Here is a 21,295-nt window from a genome sequence, read left to right as displayed (position 1 = left end):
TAAAATAGCAAGCCCCTAATTGGGGTTTGCTAAGTGATGAGCTGGCTCAATAGCTAGTTTTGGTGTTTTTTTGGTTACCCCAAATAGCCTGCTTAACAATACGCTTCGTTTTATCAGCTCATAGCCTAAAAGGCATCCAGAAACAGTCAGTACTAACAAAATAAGTGATTCTAGGGCGGGGTGTATCGCTAAGCCTTTTAACCACCAAGCAAACACAATAATCAGCGTTTGATGCAGTATGTAATAGGGCAAAACAGCGCGATTAGCATAGTTGATAAACGTGCTTTTTCGATTGAGATAGTAACCTGCAAAGCCAACTACAGCCAAAATCCATAACCAATGATTCGCGCTATGTATCACAGCATACAGTAACTTTACCGATAGGTGAGTTTGATAGAGGCTTGCAAGCGTTGCCCAAATGCCATGGCGGTCGGCAATGATAAATGCATAACTACAAAGCGCAATCGCGAGCACAACAACCCGATGTTTAATAACGCTGAGCCACCAACTTTTTTGTATGGCAAATACAAAGCCTGTCAAAAAGACGAAGCAGTATTTGCCATGATTATACCAGTCCTGAATTAAGTCGTGGGTGCTTGGGTAACCGGCGCTGAGCGCCCACCAAATTGCGATTAACGCACTCATGCAAAACAAAATCATACCAGTTAAGGGCAGTTGTTTTAGCCATCGTATATTGGCAAATAAAAAGAGTGGCTGTTTAAACAAGATCACTATGATGCTATACACCCACAGGTAGGGTAAAAACCAAAGATGATTCCAAGTTAGTAAACCGATGACAGAGTGATGCTCGCTAAGTAACGTTGTGTTGGGGTTTATATAGGCGAGCCAAAACTGCCAAAAGCCAGGTTCGATAAGGTTTTGACTCAGCGCCTCAAAGTAAACCTGAGGACTGACAATTACAAACATGCCAAACAGTAAAGGTATAAATAACCGCTGGCTTTTCAAAGCAACGAGTTTTACTGCGCCATATTTTTGGCTGTTCAAAGTATTCGCAATAGCAATACCCGAGATAAAAAATAGCAGTGACATACGCCACGGGTTTGTGAGGATCATCACATCTTGCAGCCATTCGAAGGTGGCGGCACTTTTAATATGCCACTGCCAATTGGCAACATAATACATGCCGATGTGATATAAAATAAGCACTGCAAATGCAAGTACTCGCAGGGCATCAATGTCATAACGTCGTTGGTTCATTGTTTTGCTCGCCTTTTGCTGTTATTGGTACTCAAAGTTTGGCAAAGTAATATGCGCAAAAACACAGCTAACTGACTGACAGGTAAGCTTTTAGTGATAAACGGTGGAATACAGGGATAAATACAATTGAATTGGCAGCGGATCGACAACAATAGGGTATTGCTCGGCTATATTGCCGCAGCGCTGTATCTTTTTATCAACAACACCATTAATGCGTTGTCGGTTTGGAGCGAGCATTCTCGCCAAGGTGAACCTAGTATCGCGTTTTGGGAGCCATTTGTTTGGGAATATACCAGTGCCTTAAGTGTGTTTGCTATTTTGCCTTTGTTGTTTCACTTTTTTAGCCGCTTTGCATTGCACTTTGGGCACCTCAAAAAGCAACTGTTCGTGCATCTGCTTGGCAGTGTGTTTTTTGCAAGCCTACACATACTGTTGATGGTGACGCTGCGTGAAATGATATATGCCTTAAATGGCGGCGATTATGACTTTGGGCCGCTTGCGCGAGAGTTTTGGTATGAATACCGTAAAGACGCTTGGGGCTATGTGATTTGGCTGACGGTGTATAACATTACGCAAATTGTTTACGCTCGACTTAAAGGTGAGGCGAGTGTGATAGCAAGTAGTGAACAAGAGGCGCAACAGCAAGACTCACAGCGTGCAGCTCCAGAGCACTTTTTGGTGAAAAAACTCGATAAAGAATTTTTAGTTAAAGTTGCTGATATTGAATACTTAGAGTCAGCCGGTAACTACGTAAACTTATACAGCCAAGGGCGTATTTATCCACTGCGTTCAACGCTTGGTGAGCTATGTCAGCGTCTCTCTGCAAAAGGGTTTAGTCGAGTGCACCGCAGTTACGGGGTGAATCACTACGCGGTTGATAGTATTAGCTACCAGCCCAGTGGAGATGGTGAAATTACCCTAAAATCAGGAAAAAAACTCAACCTATCAAGGCGATATAAAGATGGGTTTAAGCAAAGCTTGAGTTGAGCCTCTTTATCAATATGCCCTTTTTGGCAGAGCTTTTTTGTAAGTCATTGGTTACCTAAAAAATAGACTTCGTTTCAATGGGGAGTTACATAACTGATTCAGTAGATAATTATGCTGTCAAGTTGAAGTAGCTCATATGTATCATCTGCATGTTGAACGTTAAAAAGCATTATTAATTGGAGCTGTTAGCATTTTAACAGTGAAACAAACTCTTCTAAGTTGGGCATTTCTTCATGTTCAGTGGCTTGTCCGCCAATCATATCCCAATGCGCCTTTGAGCTAACAAAAATATGCTGTGTTACTTTTAGCTCGGTATTTTCAAGTAACCCTGCAGGTATCCAAACTAATTCTTTGTCCCTTAATTGATTGGGGACTGGGCTGCCACAACGTTTGCAAAAATCTATGCGATAACCACTTTGCAGCGTAAAAGTTTGAATGTCAGAATTTGTATGACTCCATCTAAATTGCTCACTTTTAACAATTGTCGCTGTATTTGAAGACGAGCCGGTAGATTTGCGACAAACAGAGCAATGACATTGATATAGATTGGGCGTTGTACCGAGTATTTCAAACTGGATGCCGCCACACAAACAGACGCCTTTCATGGATACTCCAAATTATTATTGTATTTGTTATCTTGCTTTATTGAGGTGCCACATATTTTGAGCCCAAAGCCTACCATAGAATAACTACCAATTTGTATAAAGTAAGTCCCAATAAGCGCTCTAGGTACTCGGTTTGTTCATCACTTGAGTCAATGTTCTCAACATAGGGGTTGCCCTTTTGTTACTGATTGTGGTTCGGTATCCAACTTAACACTGAGATAGATTTATCGGCTGAGAGTGCCTTTTTCTCTGTAACAGTCGGCTTAGCTGTTTTTCTTATTATTAGTAAAAAAGCCGATTAGTAGTAAAAAGAGTCAGTGTGTTTAAATGGATAATAAAGCCATTAGTTTTTATATCATTTTCAACCAAGCGTTCGCCGTTCACTTTACTGTAAAGGGCCCTGCTCAATAATTTACAAGCGTATAAGTTTAAGCTTGGCTCAATATGTTATTGCACTAATACAATGCGGTGCGGAACTGGAAAAGCTTATTACAAATCGGTATTACAATGAGGATTATGCTTTTTTTTGTGAGAAGCTCCAAAATAATGAAACGAAGTTAGGCGCTAGTGCGCTTTCATTTTTGTTTAAAATACAAATTAAATGTACACGGTTTATGCTTGAGCGTTTTATCGATAATTTTGTGGCACTTGATTTTTTTTCATTTTCACTTTGTTGATTATTATACATTTACGTGCGATGTTGTACCTCTACTGGCGTTTTTCTGAGCAGCATAAATGGAGTTTTAATGAGAACATTGTTATTGATGACAGCGCTATCTTTACCCGCAGTAGGTGTCGCTTTCCAGTCAGATTATGAATTAATGCAGCAATGGCTTGATATTGAAAGTCAGCGAGGAAAGCTAGAAACAACTTGGCAAGCGAACAAGCAGTCTTTAGAAAATCAAATAGCATTGCTTCAACAAGAAAAACTAGCGCTTAAAACTTTGCTAGCTAAAGCCAAAGAAGCGCAGTCGGAAGTTGACGAAAAACGTTTATCATTGACAGAACAACAAGTTCAATTTGAGCGTAATCAAGCGCTTGTGGAAAATGAGTTAGCTAAAGGGGAGCACTTTATGAAACGTGTTTTACCTATGCTTCCACCCCCGCTGCAAACGCAACTGCAATCCAAAGCTGATAAGCTTACTCAAAAATCACTGAGTTTAAGTGAAAAACTTGAATTATATTTGAGCTTGCACAAAAAAGTAGACGAGTTTAACACACGCGTTGCACTGAATATGACGAATATGCGTGTATCAATTAATGGTAAAGATACAGAACTATTGGTGAGCCAAATTTACCTCGGCCTTTCGCAAGCTTGGTATTTATCTTCCGACGGATCAGCTTATGGCTTTGGTAGAATAGAGCAATCAGGGTGGCAATGGTACCATGGAGAGGCCGTCTTAAACGTGTTACCTGCGGTGAACCTACCTAAACAGATTAATAAGATAAGAAATATTCTAGAAAAGCCGACAACCGCAGAATTTGTTTCACTGCCTTTGGCGTTAGATAGCTTGAACAAGGAGTTATTGTAATGCGTATATTTACTTTGACTGCTTTTTTGCTTTTGGGTTTAAACGTTCACGCTCAATCAGCTGCACTAATTGAACGGGTAAGTGAATCTAAAATTGCGTTATCTAAATTGCAAGCAAGTATCAATAACCAGTCTTTGCAATATCAAAAAAAACTTGAACAATCCTTGAGAGAAGTAGAAGCATTGCGTGCTCAAGCTGAGTCAATTCAAAGGGCGTCTGATGAGAAAGTAATAAGCTATGAGCGGCTATCGGAGCGAGTAAGAAGATGGCGTGAGCAAGACAACTATCAAAAAATGGTAATGCAGAGTTTTTTTGAACAGCAAAGTATTTCTTTGTCAGACTATCAAAATTCGAATGGTGTTTTTTCGCTGTCGTCTAGCATGTTTAACACTCTAAAGTTGGAACTAGTGAATAAACTTTCTCCAAACTGGCAAGAAAAACCTGTTGTGAATGCTGAAGGTGAGGTTGTTGATTTTAGAGTATTAAAAATAGGGCCGCTTGAACTTGCGTATAACTCAGAGCTTGAACAAGGTGGCTTGTTAACCAAAAAAGTAAATCAGACATTGCCTAAGATCATTCCAAACATTTATAGCGCAGCACAAATCGAAAGTTTAGCAACTTTTGCTGATACAGGCTCTGGCTTTGTGACATTCGACCCAACTTTAGGCAACGCGGAAAAGCTATTACACAAACAAGACAGCATTATTTCTCATATTCAAAAAGGCGGTGTTTGGGCTTTACCTATTTTACTCTTCGGCTTTGTTGCGCTAGTTGCTACTTTAACCAAAGGCTATCAGTTGTTTAGGTTACCAAAACCAAGCCATGACTTTATCGAAAAAATTAAGCAAACTGATATTAACAGCCTACAGATGAGTGTGCATTTTAAAGGTGCGGAGAAAGCATTATTAGATATTGCAGTGAACAATCCAGTGTCTGAATACCGAGATGATCAACTGGTGGCGTTTTTAATGCAATATCGCTATAGAGTTGAAAGCTATTTAGGTGTAGTGGCGACTAGTGCAGCAATCGCGCCTCTTTTAGGCTTGTTAGGCACAGTCTCCGGCATGATAAATACATTTATGATGATGAATACGTTTGGTACAGGCGATGCCGCTACTGTGTCTGGGGGTATTTCCGAGGCTTTGGTAACCACAGAGCTTGGTCTAATTGTTGCCATCCCTTCTTTGATTATGAGTGCATTACTGAACCGCAAAGCAAAGAGCTTGAACTCAAAGCTCGAGGCTAACGCTATACAACTGAGCAAACTTGAATTAAAGAGTTGTTAATGAGTGAACTAGCACTTTTTTTGAACTTGCTAAATCATGGCGTTGTTTGGTCTTTGGCTGCGGTTGCTATGCTGTGTTACAGCAAACAGCTACAGCTACTGTGTTTTGCGACTAAGTCTGAACAGTGGTTTTTAACAGGTAATTATTGGCTAACCACATTAAAAACCTTGTTAGCGAGTCTGCCTCTGCTGGGGTTGCTTGGCACAATTAGCGGTCTTCTTGGTACTTTTAACCACATGTCTATCCATAATGGCTTAGATATTCAAGAGATAATAAGTGGTGGTATTGCATCGGCTATGTTTACAACTCAACTGGGTCTCGTGTTAGTTGTACCAGGACTACTATTGCAAGTGCTTTTGCAAAGATCATTAAAAAGTTGGCAAGTGGAGGATTTATGCGCTCGTTAATACAAAATAAGATTGCAGAGTCAAAAGGGCAAGATATAGATTTAGCCCCACTACTAGATGTTGTTTTTATACTGTTGATTTTCTTTATAGTGACCACTGTATTTGTAAAAGAAACAGGTGTTGATGTAGACAAACCCACGGCGGTATCGAGTCAAAATTTACAAAAATCAGTGCTTATGATAGCGATTACTTCAAGTGGTGAAGTCATGTATGGTGGCACAAATATAGGTATTCAAGGGATAAGATCAACATTGATGCAGGCCGTGAAGTCTGAGCAAAGGCCTTTGATAATTCAAGCTGATAAACAAGTTAAAACTGAGCTGTTAGTAAAAGTGATTGATCAAGCAAAACTAGCTGGTTTGAGTGACATAAGTTTGGCAACTATGAAGGAATAAGCACTCATGTTAACGGTTAAAAGGACTATTAACTTTTCTTTGAGAGGCAGTGTGTTGGCTATACTGCCTTGGGTGTTGAGTGCGCTTTTGACGTTGCTATTAATTTATAGCTTGTTTGCTATTAAGCAAATACCAACACCACCAGAGAAAGACATGCTCGTTCGAAAGGTCGAAGTGGCTTTACCTGTTCCGCCACCACCACCGCCTAAAATACAGACTCAATCAACTAAGCAGCAGTCCTCTTCAGTGAGCATCGACTTGCTTAGTTTAGGCGGTGGGCTTGAATTGAGCTATTCAGACAAGCCACAGATGGCGATGCCAGAAGTTGAGCACTTAGAAAAGCCCGATTTTGGCATGGATTCACTCAAAATCCAGCAGCGCATGACGTTTGATATGCCGTTGCTTGCGGTTGAGAGTCTTGACCAAGTTCCGCAGGTTGTTTCTCAAGAATACTTCCCGCCACCTCGTTCAATTACAAAACAGGGACTGAAGCGAGCCTCAACTTTAGTTGAGTTGATCATAAACACGCAGGGTAAGCCTTTTATCAAGAAAATTGTCGACCCTTTTCATCCAGACATGGTGCCAGTAATTAGAAAATGGGTTGAAAAAGCAAGGTTCACTGTTCCTAAAAAAGATGGTAGGGCAGTGCAAGCAATTTATTTGTATGGCATTCACTTTAACTATGGAAGGTCTTAAATGAGGGTATTTCATTTATCGCATTTTTTTGTCGCTTGTTTGTTATTGTCGGGTACATCTACCAAGGCCCAACAGGTAGACAAGTTTACTTTAGAAGTTGAAAAACCGACATTCATAATTCCTCAGTTTTCAGGTCCATATAGAGAGCGAGAGGCCCCCATTGCACCTGAAGAATATGAAATGGCTGAAAAGCTAAGAAGTCTTTTAGAAAGAGGCGACAAACAAGTTGTTTTGCAAGAGCTAGAAACTTTCTATGAGATTGAGCTCAGTATTGCCATGATGTTGCTAAAAGCACAAGTGTACTTTGCTGTTGAAGAGTATGATAAAGCTGAAAAAACTTACTTAGCGTCATTATCAAGAAGCCCCCAATTAGTACGCGCACATGTTGATTTGGGGCAATTGTATATGTTGCAAAATAAAACCACCAAGGCGCGAGAGTATTTTGCAAGAGCGATAGAGCTTGGGGCAAAAGAGGCTGAAGTATATGGTCAACTTGGCTATTTAAATTTGACCCAACACGGACCGTTCTCCGCTATCACTGCTTATCAGCAAGCGTTAGCCATTGAGCCAGAAAATAAGCAATGGCGTCAGGGCTTACTGACATCACTTACACAGGCAAAAATGTTTGAAGCCGCACAAGCGCTACTTGCGGACTTGTTGGTTAAAGAGCCTAAGAATAGTCAACTTTGGTTAGCTCAGGCGGTATTGCAACTCGAGCAGTCGCGAAATAAAGAGGCGCTGGCTTCTCTAGAAATGGCTATTTTATTGGGTGACAAACGGATTAATAACTTAAAAATTGCAGCCCAATTACACTTACAACAAGATAGCTTTTCAAGAGCAGTTGAGTTAATAAAAGCCCACGTAAACACCGAAGAACTTGATTTAAATAGCTTGAGAGCATATTTGTCTTGGTTGAATCAGCGTGAGATGTGGCGTGACGTTGAAGAAGTATTGTATGAGTTGATGCAGGTCTCGGAGCAATATAATGATGCTAAGCAATCCGTTATTTTCTTATATACCGCAGAATTAAAGCGTAATCAAAATCAGAAAGATGCAGCTAAAAGCTACTATGAAAGTGCTATCAATAAAGATCCAAATAATGGCTTAGCCTTGTTGTCGTTTGCCAGTTTTTTGTCTGCACAGAAGTCACTTATTGAAGCTGAAACGATGTTTTTAAGAGCAGAGGCCATAGAGCAAACGCAGCGTCATGCCATGTTAGGGCGCGCTCAAATGTATGTAGACATGCAAAATTATCAAGCTGCACTTTCTGTGTTGAAAAATGTAGAAAATCGTTTTCCCAATACTAAAGGTATTGAGGAACAAGTTGAAATTCTGCAAAAAGTGATTTTAGTCGATAAACAAAAGATGGAAATCTAAGGTGGAACTATGAAAAAAGTACTAGTACTGAGTTTTATTTCTTTGATCCTTGTAGGGTGTAATACTACAACGACCACAAGTCTTGATTGTAACCCTTCTGAAGGTTGGGCTGCGCTGGGGCTGTCTGTTGGAGAAAAAGGAAAATCGGTCCGAGATTTTGATAAATATAAGAGTAGCTGTGGCAACCTCAATAATTCAGCGCAATCTGAATTTATAACAGGTTACATAATTGGGATAAAAAGTTTCTGTAGCTATGGAAATGGGTTGCAAGTTGCCTCTGAAGGGCTTCCAAATAATAATAATTGCCCTCTTGAAATGAGAGAAGATTTTAATAAAGGTTATGCTAATGGACTCGCGGTTAGGGAAGAAAACTTGCGAAAGCTGCGTCGAACACAGCAAGCAAGAGATGAAATTCAAACAGCTTCAGAGTACAAAGGGATTGGAGGGTAAAACAGCATTGTTATAAAAATTGGATTTTGTTTAAGCTAGTCGAATAATCATTTTGATTTGTGGCTTCGATTAGCTGACTCAATTGAACAGTACCGTTACGCCAATATTTAAATTTTTAATTGGCTTTGAGCTGCCTCAGCCTGCTGTTATTGTAAGGGGCTATGCATTTTACTCACTTAATAACCCTACTTATAAAAGCGTTTCTAGCATACTTTAGAAATATGCCATAACTAAGCTCCAATTGGTTTGTTTTTTAACTTTTTTTCAAGCCGTTTACGCTCTGCTTTGTTGACGTGTTTACTGACCCATTTGGTCAGTTTTTTCATTAATTCTGGCGGAAAATTGTGGCCCATTCCAGGTACAATCTTTAACTTTGCCTTGTTTATTTGTTGTGCGGTTTTTTGACCCGCTGAGAGCGGGATAATGGGATCGGCTAAGCCGTGAATAACCAAAGTGGGTGCTTTTATTTTTTTTAGTAAATGATCTTTTGACTCGCTGTGGGTGAGTGCGACTAATTGCCGTTTAAAGCCATCAGGCGTATGAGCGCGAGAGACACTCAGACGCGCTTGCTGCTTGAGCATTTGCTCGTCTTGCGGATAATCGGGGCTGCCAATTAATTGATTGAGCTTTACCAAATATTCAATGGCATTTTCTTGCGTTTTCGCCATCGGTTTTAAACGTACAAGTTTCAGCAGTAAGGCTAAGTTTGAACGCGATAGCGAAGGTGCAGAGCTAGATGACATAATAGAGGTTAAACTGAGGACTTTTTTCTTGTGCTTGGCGGCAATTAATTGCGCTATCATGCCACCCATTGAAGCGCCCACTAAGTGTGCTTTTTTGATTTTAAGCGCTTTCATCAGCTCTAATACGTCTTGGCACATGTCTTCAAGGGTGTAGGGTGCTTTGCTGGATATTGGTAGTCGTCGACTGAGCCAAGCTTTTATTAAACTGGGTCGACCATAGTGTTCAAGCTGCGATGATAGGCCGGTGTCTCTATTGTCAAAGCGGATCACGCGAAAACCTTTGTTCACCAGCCCATAGTAGAAAGAATCAGGCCATACGGTCATTTGCGCACCCAATCCCATAATCAAAATAATTGCGGGCGCATCGGATGATCCTTCATCTTGATAGTTCAGCGTAATACCGTGACAGGTTGCAATGCTGGGCATGATCAGACTCGATGGTGTTATCACTTTTCTTTGTAGAGGTTAGTATAGCCAGTTGGATATGTAAGTTTTATAACATCATAAAAACTTATGCTAATAACTAACCTGATGCGTCACTTGTTTAAAATGATGGGTTATAACAAAAGTTTAGAGTGAAGAGGCCATTTGATAAAGGCGGCGGTGTCTGTAGCGGTGTTGCCAAGTAGAGGAAGGTCAACTCCTCCGGCGGGTTGCATTACGCTGAGTTTCTTTGCATTTTTCTCTAAACATAAAATGAAACCTATTGTTTTTTATAGAGAAAAAATACTTTCATCTTGCTATTAAAAATACTTGCATATTAACAACAAACAGCCAATAATCGCAGCGCGCCACTGGCGTTAAATTAAACAATTTGGAGTTTATAATGGGTAAAAAAACACATGCTCACGATCATCATCGTGGCGATATAAAAGATAACGCATTAAAAGCGCTGGTAACCAGCACACTATTTAAAGCAAAAGTAGAAAAGGCGAAAAAAGGTAAAGGCAGCTTTAAACGTAATGCAAAACATAAAGGCCAAGAGCCTTACCTTAAGGCAGCATAAGCGCGCATTAAGATAAGGCTTTTTTCTTTAGCAATAATAGTTTAGTTAACGTTATGCCACAGCCGCTAGTTTTACTGAGGCGGTTTTAGGTTTAAACATTGGCAGCGACAAAACCGCTGCCATAAAACTTAAACTGAATAGCGCGCTAAACGTCATCCCGCCAATAATAACAGCAGCTAAGCCGCGATATATTTCAGATCCTTCACCGGGGTTAAGCATCAGCGGTAACATGCCAAATATACTAGTACCAGTACTCATATATATAGCGCGTTTGCGCGCTTGGATAGCGTTAAAAATTGCTTCTTGTTGTGGCTGGCCTTGGGCTACACACGCTTGAAACTTGTTGGCAAGTAAGATGGCATTGTTGATAACCAACCCCATTAAAATAATAAAGCCAATTAGGGTGATCATATCAAGGTTTTGTGGGCTAAATAGATTAAGTAGATTTAGGCACAACATTCCCCCCACCATAGCCAAAGGCATACTCGCAATGACCGCAAAAGTGAGTTTCCATGAGTTCAGTGCAAGCCATAATAAAAACAGTAAGATCACCATAGATAAGCTAAACATATTTAAAAACTCATTGATAAAATTGGATAATTTATCGGCGCTCCCCCTTACCTTTATTGATAGGCCATTAAATTCAGTTGTTTGCTGTAGCGTATGTACATACTCACTTACCTTTGCGTAAAACGCGCCTACGGTCTCACCTTCAGCAGGGGATAGGTTAAGCGATACGGTGGTTTGCTGATTAACTCGCAGTAAACTTGCGGGGGCTAATGTAAACGAGGCATCCACTAGCTCAGACAAGGGCACTAAGCCAAAGTTAGGAATAACAATTTGCGTGGCAAGCATCTGCTCTAAATCTTGGTTTTGTTGAGATTTTAAATAAAATGGCTGGTTTTCACCACGACTAGCAAACTGGCCTAAATACACACCTTGGCTAAGTAGCTGTAAGTGTTGAGTTAAAAAGCTATTGTCTATGCCATATCGCACTAATTGCTCATATTTGGGCGCAAAAGCGATGCGGGCACTTTGATTATCTAGTTCACTTTGCGCTTGTATATTCGCGTCTGGGAATTGCGCTTGTAATTGCTCAAGTAAAGACTTGCCTTGGATCTGAAGTGTCTCAAGTGATGCGCCCTGCAAATCAAGCTGGGTTTGGCGGCTGTTAGGTAGCGCAAAACTGAGTAAATTGCCTTGGTTGATAAATACACGCGTACCGGCAATATCGTGTGTGAGCTGGGTTGATATCCAGTTTTTAAATGCCCCATATTCCCACTCTTCGGGAGGATAAAAGTACAGTAAGCAACCCCCTTGGAAGCAGAACATGCCCGTCACATCGTAATTCGGTGCGTCAGGGTTTGCCTTTTGCGCATTTATTCTATTCAGAATAGGTGTCGCAATGTGCTGCTCAACGGCGCTTGGTGAGAGGGGATCTGAGTAGCTAATAAATGCCAGTGCAACTTGGCTTTTTGGTGCGGGTAATACATCTAATGGTGGGCTAGTAAAGTAGATACCTGCTAAAGCCAAGGGGATGCACAATACTAATGTGATTGTGCGTAACGTGGCGTTTTTAGCACTTAATGTGAGTAACTTAGTACTGCGTTGCGACTGTTTGACCAATTTTTTGGCGGGTTTTATTACAAAATAGCGAGCGAGTATGGGAATCAGGACTAAAGCCACTAAAAGTGATGCAAACAATGCACTGGAAATCGTGAAGGCTAAATCTTCAAACAGTTGTGCTTCAGGACCTGAAATCATTAAAATGGGTATGAAAATCACAATTGATGAGAAAGTAGAAGATAAAATCGCGGCTTTTACCTCGTTTACCGCTGCGGCAATATTACTTAGATAGGGCGCATCAGGTGCTTGTTCGATTTTATGCTCAATACTTTCTACTACCACTATCGCCGCATCTAGTAGCAACCCAATCGATAGTGCCATACCCGCTAAAGAAATAACATTAAGGCTATAATCTAGCGCCAACATGGCAAGTAGTACACTGGCAAGACAAACAGGAATACTGACAAAAACTAAGCTGACGGTTTTGATGTTACATAAAAAGTAGAATAACACTGCCGTGGATAACAACACGCCTATCAGTAAAGCAATATACACTTGTTTAATGGCACTATGAATGCTTTTAGAATCATCTCGGCTTAAAGCGAGTGTCATGCCTTGCGTTTTTAAAGGCCCTTCATTTAAATCATGAATAATGGCTTTTACCGCCGATACCGTCGCCAACGCGTTAACATCTTTACTTGGGTCTAAGCGAAAGTAGAACGCTCTGTTGCCAAACATAGACGAAAAACGCCAGTCTTGTTCTAAGCGCTTTTGTACGGTTGCAATATCTTGTAAACGCACTACATGAGAGTCGGTGCTGTAAATTGCTAAGTTATTGAGCGCTTCTGCGCTGAGTTGACCGGCAAAATGCAGTTCATATTCACGCTCACCGAGTTTTAGTGTACTGCCAGAGCGGTCGGCTAATAAACGCAGCGGTGCCTGAAGCTTTGCAAGAGGAATTTGCAGCTGCGCAAGCTTCTCCATGTCTACTTCAATATCAATGCGTTGCCCAATCGGGTTACTAGATGTGGCAATGCCTGCAACGCCTTCGACCTTGATCAAAGCTGGGTAAACGATATTGCGAAAAGCATCGATATAGGCTTGTTCTGATGTGGGTTGCTGCGCATAGAGCATGGCAGTTGCAAGGGTTGCCCCAGTGCCATTGGCTTGGTTTAGCACAAAAGGGGGAGCGACGTTGGCAGGCCAGTTAGGCACCTGAGAAATGCTGCTCAAGGTTTGCATGTAGGCCTCATCCATATCGGTATTGGTTTTAAACTCAAGCCGTGTAGAGGCAGTACCGTTGGATATATTGCTCTCAATTAGGGTGTTATTAGCAAGTCCCGCGAGGGTATTTTCTAAAGGAGCAATTAAAGTTTGCTCTATTTCTTGTGCACTTTTTCCTGGCCAGTTGGTAAATACGATTATTTCTGGTCGGTCGATGGGAGGAAGTAAGGCGTTGGGGAGTTTGCTGCCAGCAACGGCCCCTAAAATACAGATCAGTACAGCAACAGCTAGTACCACTGAAGTGTATTTATTTTTTGCCAGCAAAAGTTGAATAGCCATTATTTTACCTCCGCCGTTTTTACTGTTGTTAGGGCATCGATTATTTTGACTTTTACTTGGTCTTTTAGGCCATTTTGTCCAAGGCTCACTACTTGATTTGTGTTAACAAGTTGCGAGTGAACAACAAATGAGTTGCCTAAATTTTTGACGATTTTTACTGGTGTTTTTAAAGCTCGTAGTTCTTTATCAATTTGCCAGACATAGTTTTGACCATGTGCGAGGATCACACTTTCTGCAGGAACGATACTCAGGTTGCTCTGTGCCGAGCGCATGGTTACTTGTAATCGTTGTCCTATTTTTAAGTCAAAAAATGACTGTTGTTTACTGGCAAAATATAGGTCTAGCATTTGGCTCGTTTTATCTACGCTTGCAGCACTGCGTTTAAGCGTGAGGTGCTCACCGGTGTCGAGCATAAACTTGTTATTGGTTTGGTGTGTGTATGTATTAAGTAACGTTTGTGGTAACTCACAAGTCAGCTCTTTGCCGTGTTGTGCTGCAAACTCTACGATGGGTGCCCCGTTTGCGATAAATTCGCCAGGAGAAACCAACGAAGCAAGAATGTAGCCATCACTCGGTGCAAAATGATCAAGGTTTGCGAGTCGTTTTTGCAGTTCCTCAATTTGCGAGGCCAAGTTCAAGTAATTAAGCTTAGCTGTATCTCTTTGCAGAGCGAGTTGGTTGAGCTCAGAATCAGATACATGCTGTTTGCTGAGCTTGGATAAACGCGCAAACTCTTGCTGTGCATGCGTCATGTTTAACTTTTCGATTTGCTGTTTTTTTAGTAGCTGAGTTAGCTCAAAATCAAGATAACTGCCATCTTGCGAAGCGATAAGAGAACCTTGCTTTGCAAAACTGCCTGCTGGCAATACAAATGACACTTTCGCATCAACGTCACTTGAGATTTTTAGTGGAAAAGGTAAAGAAACGAGGCAATTTAAACGGTGCTCTAAACCACTTGACCATACTTTAATCGGTTTTGTTTTTACCAAAGGTGCATTGCTTGCTTGGCAATATAAAGGTACAAGCGTGCCAATTATAGATAAAATGAGGGCGATCAGCATATGCAAAAATGACGTGTTCATAGATTTTCCAAAAACATTTGTTGTGTTAAATGCATCATCTACTTTTCTTTGTGATTAACCATGGACGGTTTATGAACTTAGCGGTAGACTGGAGTGGTCACAAAAAGTCATAACCTTAAGTTGTTGAATTATGGATGAATTAAAATCTGGCTTCACAAATGCACCCAATTATAAAGTGGCAGACAAGCTCGTGTGCTTTCAATCGGGTGATGTTTCTTTTGGGGATGACGCAATTAAGTTAGAACCCTTGCCTTTGGCTTTTTTGTATTACTTAATACAACACGCCGGTGAAGTCGTATCACGACAAACGTTGTTAGAAAACGTTTGGGGCAACAGGCAGGTGAGCGATGATGCTATTCGCCGCGTGGTAAAAAAGATACGAGTCGCTTTGGGTGATGATGCGAAAGAGCCTAAATATATTAAGACTATTCCCATGAAAGGCTATGTACTGATAGCGCCAGTGCAAGCTCTCGACCAAGCGCGGCAAAGCTCAGTTGGTATTTTCAGTTTTGCTGCACAGCAACCCCAATGGCGGCACTTTTTGTTAGCGCAGTTGGTTGTTTTTATACTGATATTTTGCGGCGTTTATTTTTATGTTGTGGCCCCACCTGCTGAAAATGTGAACCCAATTAAGCCTTCAGAACCTAGAGTTGAGCGTCTTACTCATATGTCTGGATCTGAAATCAATGGCAGTTATCATCCGCTTCATAATTCGGTGTTATTCATCTATCGAGAAAACAATGATAGCCCGTATGCGCTTTATCGAAAAAATTTAGATACCGGTTTGGTCCATCGTTTGTCATTCGATAAAGATAGTTATTCAAAAGCGTTCTTTTCAAATGATGGCGCATATGTCACTTATACCAAAGACACTCCCGCAGGAATCAAAAGCTTTGTAGCTCGATATGATGAGCGCGGCTTGTACGATATTAAAGCATTAGACTTTGAATTGGCGAATGTATTTCCTCTATCTTTTGGGCAAGACAGCGATACGTTATATGTTAGTGCTTTGTCGTCAGGTTCGAATAGCTTAAGACAAAACGCCATTTATCGATATTCTATCAGTCAAAATCAACTCCAGCAGATCACTTTTCCATTTGTTAAAGGTTATGGTGATTATGCTGCTCAGTTATCACCCGATGGACGCTATTTGGCTTTTATTCGTAATATGTCAGAGCGTAGGTATCACTTACTGATACACGATCTCGAACAGCAAAATATTGTCAGTGAAGTTAATTTGAGCTTTTTTGCCTCTAACTTGGTGTGGCTGAAAAACTCATCGCAGCGCCTAGCCATCAGTAGTTTTAAAGGTGACGTATATTATTATGATACAAATCATGAGCAATTAACTGAACAACCAGGCAGCACACCAGGATTAAATGATGCGTTTTATTCTTGTGGCGATAACTGCTTGTTTATGCGTCAACACCAGATGAATTACAAAGACAGCTTAGAAGTTAAAAATCCGTTTAGTGACGCTAAGGTAACATCTTTGTCTTATTTTCCTGATCCTAATGCCGACTTTAACCCTATTTATGACCACAGCGGTGAGACAATTTATTTCACGAGTAAAAATTCTAAACAGGCCTACATCAAGTCGTTAGATATCCATGGTAAAGAGCAAATACTGCACACGTTTAATGCAAGGCATATTGTGACTCGATTATCATTAAACCCCGCAGGAACCAAACTCACTGGAAAAATTGAAGAACGTATTTTTGTGTTGGATATAGCGTCTAAAAAGTTTACCCGTATCAGCCTTGCTGAAGAACAGGTCGGTATACCCCATTGGAGCCGGAACGGAGAAAGTATCTATTATGCGAGGCTTGAAGGGGTTGAAGATGTGTTATATCGCTACGACTTGTTAACTGCGCAAAAGGAAAGAATTGAGAGTGGAGTCACTGAGCGAAAAGAAGTAGCCAATGGTGTTAGTTTTGTCGCTGATAGTAAGTATCAACTTTGGTTAGAAACAAGCGCAGGTAACAGGCATCGTATTATCCAACTGAGTCATGTAGGGCCACTCAATTGGCGTGTTCAAGATCATTATGTCTACTGGAGTGAGGCTGTACAATTAAATGTATACCTCAATAGATATGATATTAATACGGGGCAAACCCAGCGAAAGCTATTGTTTGAAAATAGCTGGGACGCAGAATTTAGTTTGCACCCAAGTGGCGATAAAATTTTAGTCTCTCACTCTTTGTTGGCTGATAGTGATTTGGTGAAAGTACACTGGCCATGAGGCATAACATATTGGCAGCGTGACTGCTGTAGCTCTTTTGAATACGAGATATAAGGCTTGCAACAGCAAACGGTGAAGCAACGAGCCTATGTCAAACGCAAACAAGTGATGATCCAATCGAGAAGTAAAAAATGAATGAATTAGTAGCCTTTGTGCAACATGTATTGGGCGGTTTTCAAGCTATGTCGGTTTGGGAGTATGTGGCGGTATCATTATCTGTTGCCTATATGCTGCTTGCAATGAAGCAAAGTCCATGGTGTTGGGTAGCGGGGGGGATCAGTACATTGATTTACACCATTTTGTTTTTTAATGGTGCATTGCTCATGGAATCACTATTGAACTTCTTCTATTTAGCAATGGCGGTGTATGGTTGGGTGCAATGGCAACGAGGTCAAGTGCTCAGTGCAGAGCCTAACGGCTTACAAGAACAGCCATTACCTGTATCTTCATGGTCACTGTCTAAAAATATTAAACTGATAGGGAGCACTGCGGCTGTTTCACTTGGTGTTGGATTTATAATGGATAATTATACGCACGCTGATTTTGCCTATCTTGATGCACTCACTACCTGCTTTGGTGTTGTTGCGACCTACTTACTTGCTCAAAAAATACTTGAGAATTGGTTATATTGGGTTGTGATTGATGCACTGTCGATTTATCTTTATGTGTGCAAAGGGTACTTTCCTACTGTCGTGTTATTTGTATTTTATACGGTACTGGCTGCGGTTAATTATTATCAATGGCAAAAGTCGATGCGAGATTGCACCGCGATAAACACCTAATACTCAGTGCACAGGGCAACATATCAAAGGAGTGGTTATGGATCATCTACAAGCTCATCAATACTTTTTAAATAAACCTGAGGCTACGGTAAGTCAGCCATTTGGTGAGGGTGTCGATGTGTATAAAGTTAAAGGTAAAATGTTTGCCACACTAGCTCTGGGTAAAGACATGGGAGGAGAGAATAGTAACATTTGGCGAATAAACCTTAAGTGTGATCCTGACGAAGCACAGGCACTTAGAGATATATTCTCTTCTGTATTACCCGGTTATCACATGAACAAGCGTTTGTGGAATACAGTATTGCTAGATGGCTCGATACCACAAGGAGAAATCGAGCGAATGATTGATAACTCTTATTTATTAGTCGTTAAGAAAATGCCAAAAAAAGCGCAAACCTCTTTATTATACCAATTGCATTAAATTGGTATTACTCCATCTATGAAGGCGCTGTGTATCCTAGCTGTGCCCACTGATTATTTAACACAAACACTGAACTAACTATTTGATATCGTGTCATAAATGGCTAACTGACAATAAAACAATAACAAGGGTCATTTATGAAACGCCACTTATCACTGATATTAGTGGGCTTGGGGATGGTTGTCTCAAGTGTATCTAGTGCTCAAGAGCGGGTGAAAACATCCATCGTGCAAGAGTTAACGCGCAGTATTGAGCAGAACTATGTGCAAGAACAGAAGATCCCCCAAATTGTATCCGCCTTAAAAGCACTTTCGAACACGGATGCTTTTAAAACTGCTGCAGATGATCAAGCTTTGCTGTTACTACTAAACCAAGAACTTAAAAAGTTTGACCAACATTTAAGCCTATCTATAGTGCCTAAAAAAGATACGACCGAAAAAGGCTCTAAACAACGATATGAATCTTGGTTTGATAAATTAGAGCGTAAAAATTTTGGCTTTGAAAAAGTGGAGATCCTTCCTGCGAATGTTGGGCTACTGTCATTTTGGGGATTTGCTAATGTTACGCCTCGCAGTAAACAAAAAGTTCATTCAGCCATGACGCTGCTGGAGGATGCCGACAGTATCATTATCGATTTACGAAATAATGGTGGTGGAGATGCCACTATGGTGCAGTTGATCAGCAGCTATTTTTTAGACAAGCCAACACATCTCAATAGCTTTTACTCACGAGATACTGGCCTTACGAGTGAGTTCTGGACGGTTCCCGTTGCTGGCAAGCAGCGTCCCAATGTGCCTATATACATATTAACCAGTAACAAAACGTTTTCGGCAGCTGAAGAGTTTGCATATAACTTTAAACACCTTGGGCGAGCGACTATCATAGGTGAACCCACTAAAGGTGGGGCAAACCCTTGGCGTTTTATCAATTTAACGTCGGATATGCGAGTTGCGATGCCAACGTCTATGGCGGTTAACCCCGTGACTAAAAGTAACTGGGAAGGGGTTGGTGTCATTCCGCACGTGAAAGTAGAGTCCGATCTGGCGCTTGATGTGGCTTATAGTAAAGCGTTACAGCATCTTCGTGGCATATCTAAAGATACACGGCACTTAAATGACATCGAGCTGGCGCTAAAAACACTTAAGCAACATCACTAAAGCCTTTTTATGTATAAGTGTGGGGTGTTGTTACGCAGTCAAAAGGCTGAAATAAAAAGCGTTAAAAATCAATTGATTGTAATTTTTTTAAAAAATTAGCTTGAAAAATTTTGCTGTAGTCCATAGATAGATTTGTGAGGACGCCGACAGGGTCCTAAACAATATAACATTTTGTTTTGTATGCTGTTTATTGGTTTATTTTAAAGAGTAAACAGTGTTAGTTATTGCTTTATGAGGATACAAATTATGCAAACAGTCGATCTATCTCCACTTTACCGTTCATTCATCGGTTTTGACCACCTAGCATCATTAATGGATGCTGCTGCCAGAAATGAAAAACAGCCAAGCTTTCCGCCTTACAACATTGAGGCGTTGGGCAGTGATAAGTATCAAATTACCATGGCGGTTGCGGGCTTTACCGAGCAGGAATTGTCGCTTGAATCAGAAGGCAATGCATTATTGGTGAAAGGTGAGAAGCAGGACAAAGAGCCAAGCCAAGACCGAAAATTTATTCACCAAGGCATTGCGCAGCGAAACTTTGAACGCAAGTTTCAACTTGGTGATCATGTTAAAGTATTGGGCGCAGAGCTTGAAAATGGCCTGTTAATTATTGACTTAGAGCGTGAGATCCCAGAAGCGTTAAAGCCACGCAAAATTGAAATTGGCGCAAGTAAATTGCTTGAAAACAAATAGCGCCAATCCGCGTTAGCTTCCTTTATACCAATTGCATTAAATTGGTATTACATGTTGATGATCCGTTAAAGCCGCCCAATGGGCGGCTTTATTCTAAAATGAACCTCTAATGGCTAATTTTATTGGCATCTTCTTCACTTATTTGACGATTCCAAAACCCGGCTAGGATTGAGCCACTGACATTGTGCCAAATTGAAAATAAGGTGCCGGCAATGGCAGATGCAGGGGTAAAAAACTTCATTGATAATGCCACAGCTAAACCTGAGTTTTGCATACCCACTTCAAAGGCGATGGTTTTGCATACTTGTTCATTTTGTCCGAACAGTTTGGGTAGCCAATAACCCAGAAGTAGTCCAGAGCCGTTATGAAGTATGATGGCGCTAAATACTATCAAGCCTACGCTTTGCAACTTTGCGTGATTGAGCGCGACGATGACGGCAATGATAAAAATGATCGCTGCCATAGATGCTAAGGGCAAAAATGGTTTAGCTTGTGATAGCTGCTTGGCAAAAAAAGTGTTGATTAACACACCCAAAGTAACTGGTAAAAGTACTATTTTTAAAAGGCTGAACAGCATGGCTAGTACTGGTATATCGACCTCTTGAGCAATTAAAACGCTGGTTAATAGCGGTGTTAAAATCACCCCGAGTAACGTGCTTATCGCCGTCATAGAAATTGACAGCGCCACGTTGCCCTTAGCTAAATAGCACATGACGTTACTGGCTGTGCCACCAGCTACAGTACCAACAAGCACCATACCAATGAGCAACTCGGTATCAAAACTTAATAACCTTGAAATACCAAAAGCGAGCAGAGGCATTGCTGTAAATTGTAAAATAACACCAATAAGCACAGCCGCTTTATTGTGTAATACATTTGTAAAGTCTTGGGCTGTGAGTGTCAGGCCCATGCTCAGCATGATGAACATAAGCACAGGAATAATGGCGTCCTTAAAACCGATAAACAGCTCGGGGAACAGGTAGGCTATGGCACTGAGTAAAATGGCCCACAGAGGAAACAACTGCAGTGGTAGAGTCATATAAGTGTTTGCCTTGATTTAGCTTTTTATAGTCATGATGATATAGCG

Annotated in this window: 20 protein-coding genes; 14 read left to right on the top strand and 6 right to left on the bottom strand. The window is 41.0% G+C overall.

Annotation, left to right across the window (positions count from 1 at the left end):
* Positions 1 to 15: 15 nt before the first annotated feature.
* On the bottom strand, positions 16 to 1,218 hold the full coding sequence (locus GDK41_RS12930; RefSeq protein WP_152086792.1) for an acyltransferase family protein: 1,203 nt from the start codon (positions 1,216 to 1,218) through the stop codon (positions 16 to 18).
* Positions 1,219 to 1,344: 126 nt separating this feature from the next.
* Here GDK41_RS12930 and GDK41_RS12925 point away from each other — a divergent pair, with 126 nt between their 5' ends.
* The gene (locus GDK41_RS12925) at positions 1,345 to 2,205 is read left to right on the top strand and encodes a LytR/AlgR family response regulator transcription factor (protein WP_232056462.1); all 861 of its coding nucleotides are present in this window, start codon (positions 1,345 to 1,347) and stop codon (positions 2,203 to 2,205) included.
* Positions 2,206 to 2,390: 185 nt separating this feature from the next.
* Here GDK41_RS12925 and GDK41_RS12920 read toward each other — a convergent pair whose 3' ends face one another.
* Positions 2,391 to 2,810: a GFA family protein gene (locus GDK41_RS12920; RefSeq protein WP_152086790.1), complete on the bottom strand. Its 420-nt coding sequence runs from the start codon at positions 2,808 to 2,810 to the stop codon at positions 2,391 to 2,393.
* Between the two features lie 746 nt (positions 2,811 to 3,556).
* Between GDK41_RS12920 and GDK41_RS12915 the strand changes: the two genes are divergently transcribed.
* From GDK41_RS12915 to GDK41_RS12885, 7 genes are read left to right on the top strand one after another with little or no spacing between them, the layout of a single operon-like run.
* Positions 3,557 to 4,342, top strand: a complete 786-nt coding sequence (locus tag GDK41_RS12915; protein ID WP_152086789.1) for a DUF3450 family protein — start codon at positions 3,557 to 3,559, stop codon at positions 4,340 to 4,342.
* Positions 4,342 to 5,628 carry a MotA/TolQ/ExbB proton channel family protein gene (locus GDK41_RS12910; RefSeq protein WP_152086788.1) on the top strand — a complete coding sequence of 429 codons (1,287 nt, stop codon included), beginning with the start codon at positions 4,342 to 4,344 and terminating at the stop codon, positions 5,626 to 5,628. Before GDK41_RS12915 ends, GDK41_RS12910 begins: the two co-directional genes overlap by 1 nt.
* Positions 5,628 to 6,035, top strand: coding sequence for a MotA/TolQ/ExbB proton channel family protein (locus tag GDK41_RS12905; protein ID WP_152086787.1), 408 nt, complete (start codon positions 5,628 to 5,630; stop codon positions 6,033 to 6,035). Before GDK41_RS12910 ends, GDK41_RS12905 begins: the two co-directional genes overlap by 1 nt.
* On the top strand, positions 6,023 to 6,430 hold the full coding sequence (locus GDK41_RS12900; protein WP_152086786.1) for an ExbD/TolR family protein: 408 nt from the start codon (positions 6,023 to 6,025) through the stop codon (positions 6,428 to 6,430). Before GDK41_RS12905 ends, GDK41_RS12900 begins: the two co-directional genes overlap by 13 nt.
* A 6-nt stretch (positions 6,431 to 6,436) precedes the next feature.
* A complete protein-coding gene (locus GDK41_RS12895) occupies positions 6,437 to 7,126 on the top strand; it encodes a hypothetical protein (protein WP_152086785.1) in 690 nt (229 codons plus the stop codon).
* A complete protein-coding gene (locus tag GDK41_RS12890) occupies positions 7,127 to 8,503 on the top strand; it encodes a tetratricopeptide repeat protein (RefSeq protein ID WP_152086784.1) in 1,377 nt (458 codons plus the stop codon). It abuts the gene before it with no gap.
* 9 nt (positions 8,504 to 8,512) lie between these two features.
* The gene (locus tag GDK41_RS12885; protein WP_152086783.1) at positions 8,513 to 8,953 is read left to right on the top strand and encodes a DUF2799 domain-containing protein; all 441 of its coding nucleotides are present in this window, start codon (positions 8,513 to 8,515) and stop codon (positions 8,951 to 8,953) included.
* A 230-nt stretch (positions 8,954 to 9,183) separates the two neighbouring features.
* On the opposite strand, the gene GDK41_RS12880 is transcribed toward GDK41_RS12885, so the two are convergent.
* Positions 9,184 to 10,122, bottom strand: coding sequence for an alpha/beta fold hydrolase (locus tag GDK41_RS12880; RefSeq protein ID WP_152086782.1), 939 nt, complete (start codon positions 10,120 to 10,122; stop codon positions 9,184 to 9,186).
* Between the two features lie 400 nt (positions 10,123 to 10,522).
* Here GDK41_RS12880 and arfA point away from each other — a divergent pair, with 400 nt between their 5' ends.
* On the top strand, positions 10,523 to 10,702 hold the full coding sequence (gene arfA / locus GDK41_RS12875) for a ribosome alternative rescue factor ArfA (protein ID WP_152086781.1): 180 nt from the start codon (positions 10,523 to 10,525) through the stop codon (positions 10,700 to 10,702).
* A 51-nt stretch (positions 10,703 to 10,753) separates the two neighbouring features.
* Here arfA and GDK41_RS12870 read toward each other — a convergent pair whose 3' ends face one another.
* On the bottom strand, positions 10,754 to 13,831 hold the full coding sequence (locus GDK41_RS12870; RefSeq protein WP_152086780.1) for an efflux RND transporter permease subunit: 3,078 nt from the start codon (positions 13,829 to 13,831) through the stop codon (positions 10,754 to 10,756).
* Positions 13,831 to 14,913 (bottom strand): efflux RND transporter periplasmic adaptor subunit, encoded by a 1,083-nt coding sequence (locus tag GDK41_RS12865; protein WP_152086779.1) that lies wholly within the window; start codon positions 14,911 to 14,913, stop codon positions 13,831 to 13,833. The genes GDK41_RS12870 and GDK41_RS12865 overlap by 1 nt, the downstream gene beginning before the upstream one ends.
* 130 nt (positions 14,914 to 15,043) lie before the next feature.
* On the opposite strand from GDK41_RS12865, the gene GDK41_RS12860 reads away from it, so the two are divergent.
* The 5 genes from GDK41_RS12860 to GDK41_RS12840 all read left to right on the top strand — a co-directional run bounded on the left by GDK41_RS12860 (position 15,044) and on the right by GDK41_RS12840 (position 20,208).
* On the top strand, positions 15,044 to 17,155 hold the full coding sequence (locus tag GDK41_RS12860; protein ID WP_152086778.1) for a winged helix-turn-helix domain-containing protein: 2,112 nt from the start codon (positions 15,044 to 15,046) through the stop codon (positions 17,153 to 17,155).
* A 131-nt stretch (positions 17,156 to 17,286) separates the two neighbouring features.
* Entirely contained in the window at positions 17,287 to 17,937 is a 651-nt protein-coding gene (gene pnuC / locus GDK41_RS12855) for a nicotinamide riboside transporter PnuC (RefSeq protein WP_152086777.1), read from the top strand.
* A gap of 37 nt (positions 17,938 to 17,974) precedes the next feature.
* Positions 17,975 to 18,358 (top strand): MmcQ/YjbR family DNA-binding protein, encoded by a 384-nt coding sequence (locus tag GDK41_RS12850; protein ID WP_152086776.1) that lies wholly within the window; start codon positions 17,975 to 17,977, stop codon positions 18,356 to 18,358.
* A gap of 137 nt (positions 18,359 to 18,495) precedes the next feature.
* Positions 18,496 to 19,515 carry a S41 family peptidase gene (locus GDK41_RS12845; RefSeq protein ID WP_152086775.1) on the top strand — a complete coding sequence of 340 codons (1,020 nt, stop codon included), beginning with the start codon at positions 18,496 to 18,498 and terminating at the stop codon, positions 19,513 to 19,515.
* Between the two features lie 246 nt (positions 19,516 to 19,761).
* Positions 19,762 to 20,208 carry an Hsp20 family protein gene (locus GDK41_RS12840; RefSeq protein ID WP_152086774.1) on the top strand — a complete coding sequence of 149 codons (447 nt, stop codon included), beginning with the start codon at positions 19,762 to 19,764 and terminating at the stop codon, positions 20,206 to 20,208.
* Positions 20,209 to 20,314: 106 nt separating this feature from the next.
* Here the strand turns inward: GDK41_RS12840 and GDK41_RS12835 are convergent, their stop codons facing one another.
* Positions 20,315 to 21,247, bottom strand: coding sequence for a bile acid:sodium symporter family protein (locus GDK41_RS12835; protein WP_152086773.1), 933 nt, complete (start codon positions 21,245 to 21,247; stop codon positions 20,315 to 20,317).
* Positions 21,248 to 21,295 lie beyond the last annotated feature (48 nt).

It is taken from the genome of Pseudoalteromonas sp. A25 (genome assembly GCF_009176705.1).
GTDB lineage: Bacteria > Pseudomonadota > Gammaproteobacteria > Enterobacterales > Alteromonadaceae > Pseudoalteromonas.
This window is presented reverse-complemented; position numbering and strand designations above follow the sequence as displayed.

What these genes read in the sequence shown, in the direction of transcription:
- GDK41_RS12840 (WP_152086774.1), top strand. Translation starts at nt 19,762, where the DNA reads ATGCAAACAGTCGATCTATCTCCACTTTACCGTTCATTCATCGGTTTT.
- GDK41_RS12845 (WP_152086775.1), top strand. Translation starts at nt 18,496, where the DNA reads ATGAAACGCCACTTATCACTGATATTAGTGGGCTTGGGGATGGTTGTC.
- arfA (WP_152086781.1), top strand. Translation starts at nt 10,523, where the DNA reads ATGGGTAAAAAAACACATGCTCACGATCATCATCGTGGCGATATAAAA.
- GDK41_RS12900 (WP_152086786.1), top strand. Translation starts at nt 6,023, where the DNA reads ATGCGCTCGTTAATACAAAATAAGATTGCAGAGTCAAAAGGGCAAGAT.
- GDK41_RS12915 (WP_152086789.1), top strand. Translation starts at nt 3,557, where the DNA reads ATGAGAACATTGTTATTGATGACAGCGCTATCTTTACCCGCAGTAGGT.
- GDK41_RS12895 (WP_152086785.1), top strand. Translation starts at nt 6,437, where the DNA reads ATGTTAACGGTTAAAAGGACTATTAACTTTTCTTTGAGAGGCAGTGTG.
- GDK41_RS12850 (WP_152086776.1), top strand. Translation starts at nt 17,975, where the DNA reads ATGGATCATCTACAAGCTCATCAATACTTTTTAAATAAACCTGAGGCT.
- GDK41_RS12880 (WP_152086782.1), bottom strand. Translation starts at nt 10,122, where the DNA reads ATGCCCAGCATTGCAACCTGTCACGGTATTACGCTGAACTATCAAGAT.
- GDK41_RS12865 (WP_152086779.1), bottom strand. Translation starts at nt 14,913, where the DNA reads ATGAACACGTCATTTTTGCATATGCTGATCGCCCTCATTTTATCTATA.
- GDK41_RS12910 (WP_152086788.1), top strand. Translation starts at nt 4,342, where the DNA reads ATGCGTATATTTACTTTGACTGCTTTTTTGCTTTTGGGTTTAAACGTT.
- GDK41_RS12905 (WP_152086787.1), top strand. Translation starts at nt 5,628, where the DNA reads ATGAGTGAACTAGCACTTTTTTTGAACTTGCTAAATCATGGCGTTGTT.
- GDK41_RS12885 (WP_152086783.1), top strand. Translation starts at nt 8,513, where the DNA reads ATGAAAAAAGTACTAGTACTGAGTTTTATTTCTTTGATCCTTGTAGGG.
- GDK41_RS12860 (WP_152086778.1), top strand. Translation starts at nt 15,044, where the DNA reads ATGGATGAATTAAAATCTGGCTTCACAAATGCACCCAATTATAAAGTG.
- pnuC (WP_152086777.1), top strand. Translation starts at nt 17,287, where the DNA reads ATGAATGAATTAGTAGCCTTTGTGCAACATGTATTGGGCGGTTTTCAA.
- GDK41_RS12930 (WP_152086792.1), bottom strand. Translation starts at nt 1,218, where the DNA reads ATGAACCAACGACGTTATGACATTGATGCCCTGCGAGTACTTGCATTT.
- GDK41_RS12890 (WP_152086784.1), top strand. Translation starts at nt 7,127, where the DNA reads ATGAGGGTATTTCATTTATCGCATTTTTTTGTCGCTTGTTTGTTATTG.
- GDK41_RS12835 (WP_152086773.1), bottom strand. Translation starts at nt 21,247, where the DNA reads ATGACTCTACCACTGCAGTTGTTTCCTCTGTGGGCCATTTTACTCAGT.
- GDK41_RS12920 (WP_152086790.1), bottom strand. Translation starts at nt 2,810, where the DNA reads ATGAAAGGCGTCTGTTTGTGTGGCGGCATCCAGTTTGAAATACTCGGT.
- GDK41_RS12870 (WP_152086780.1), bottom strand. Translation starts at nt 13,831, where the DNA reads ATGGCTATTCAACTTTTGCTGGCAAAAAATAAATACACTTCAGTGGTA.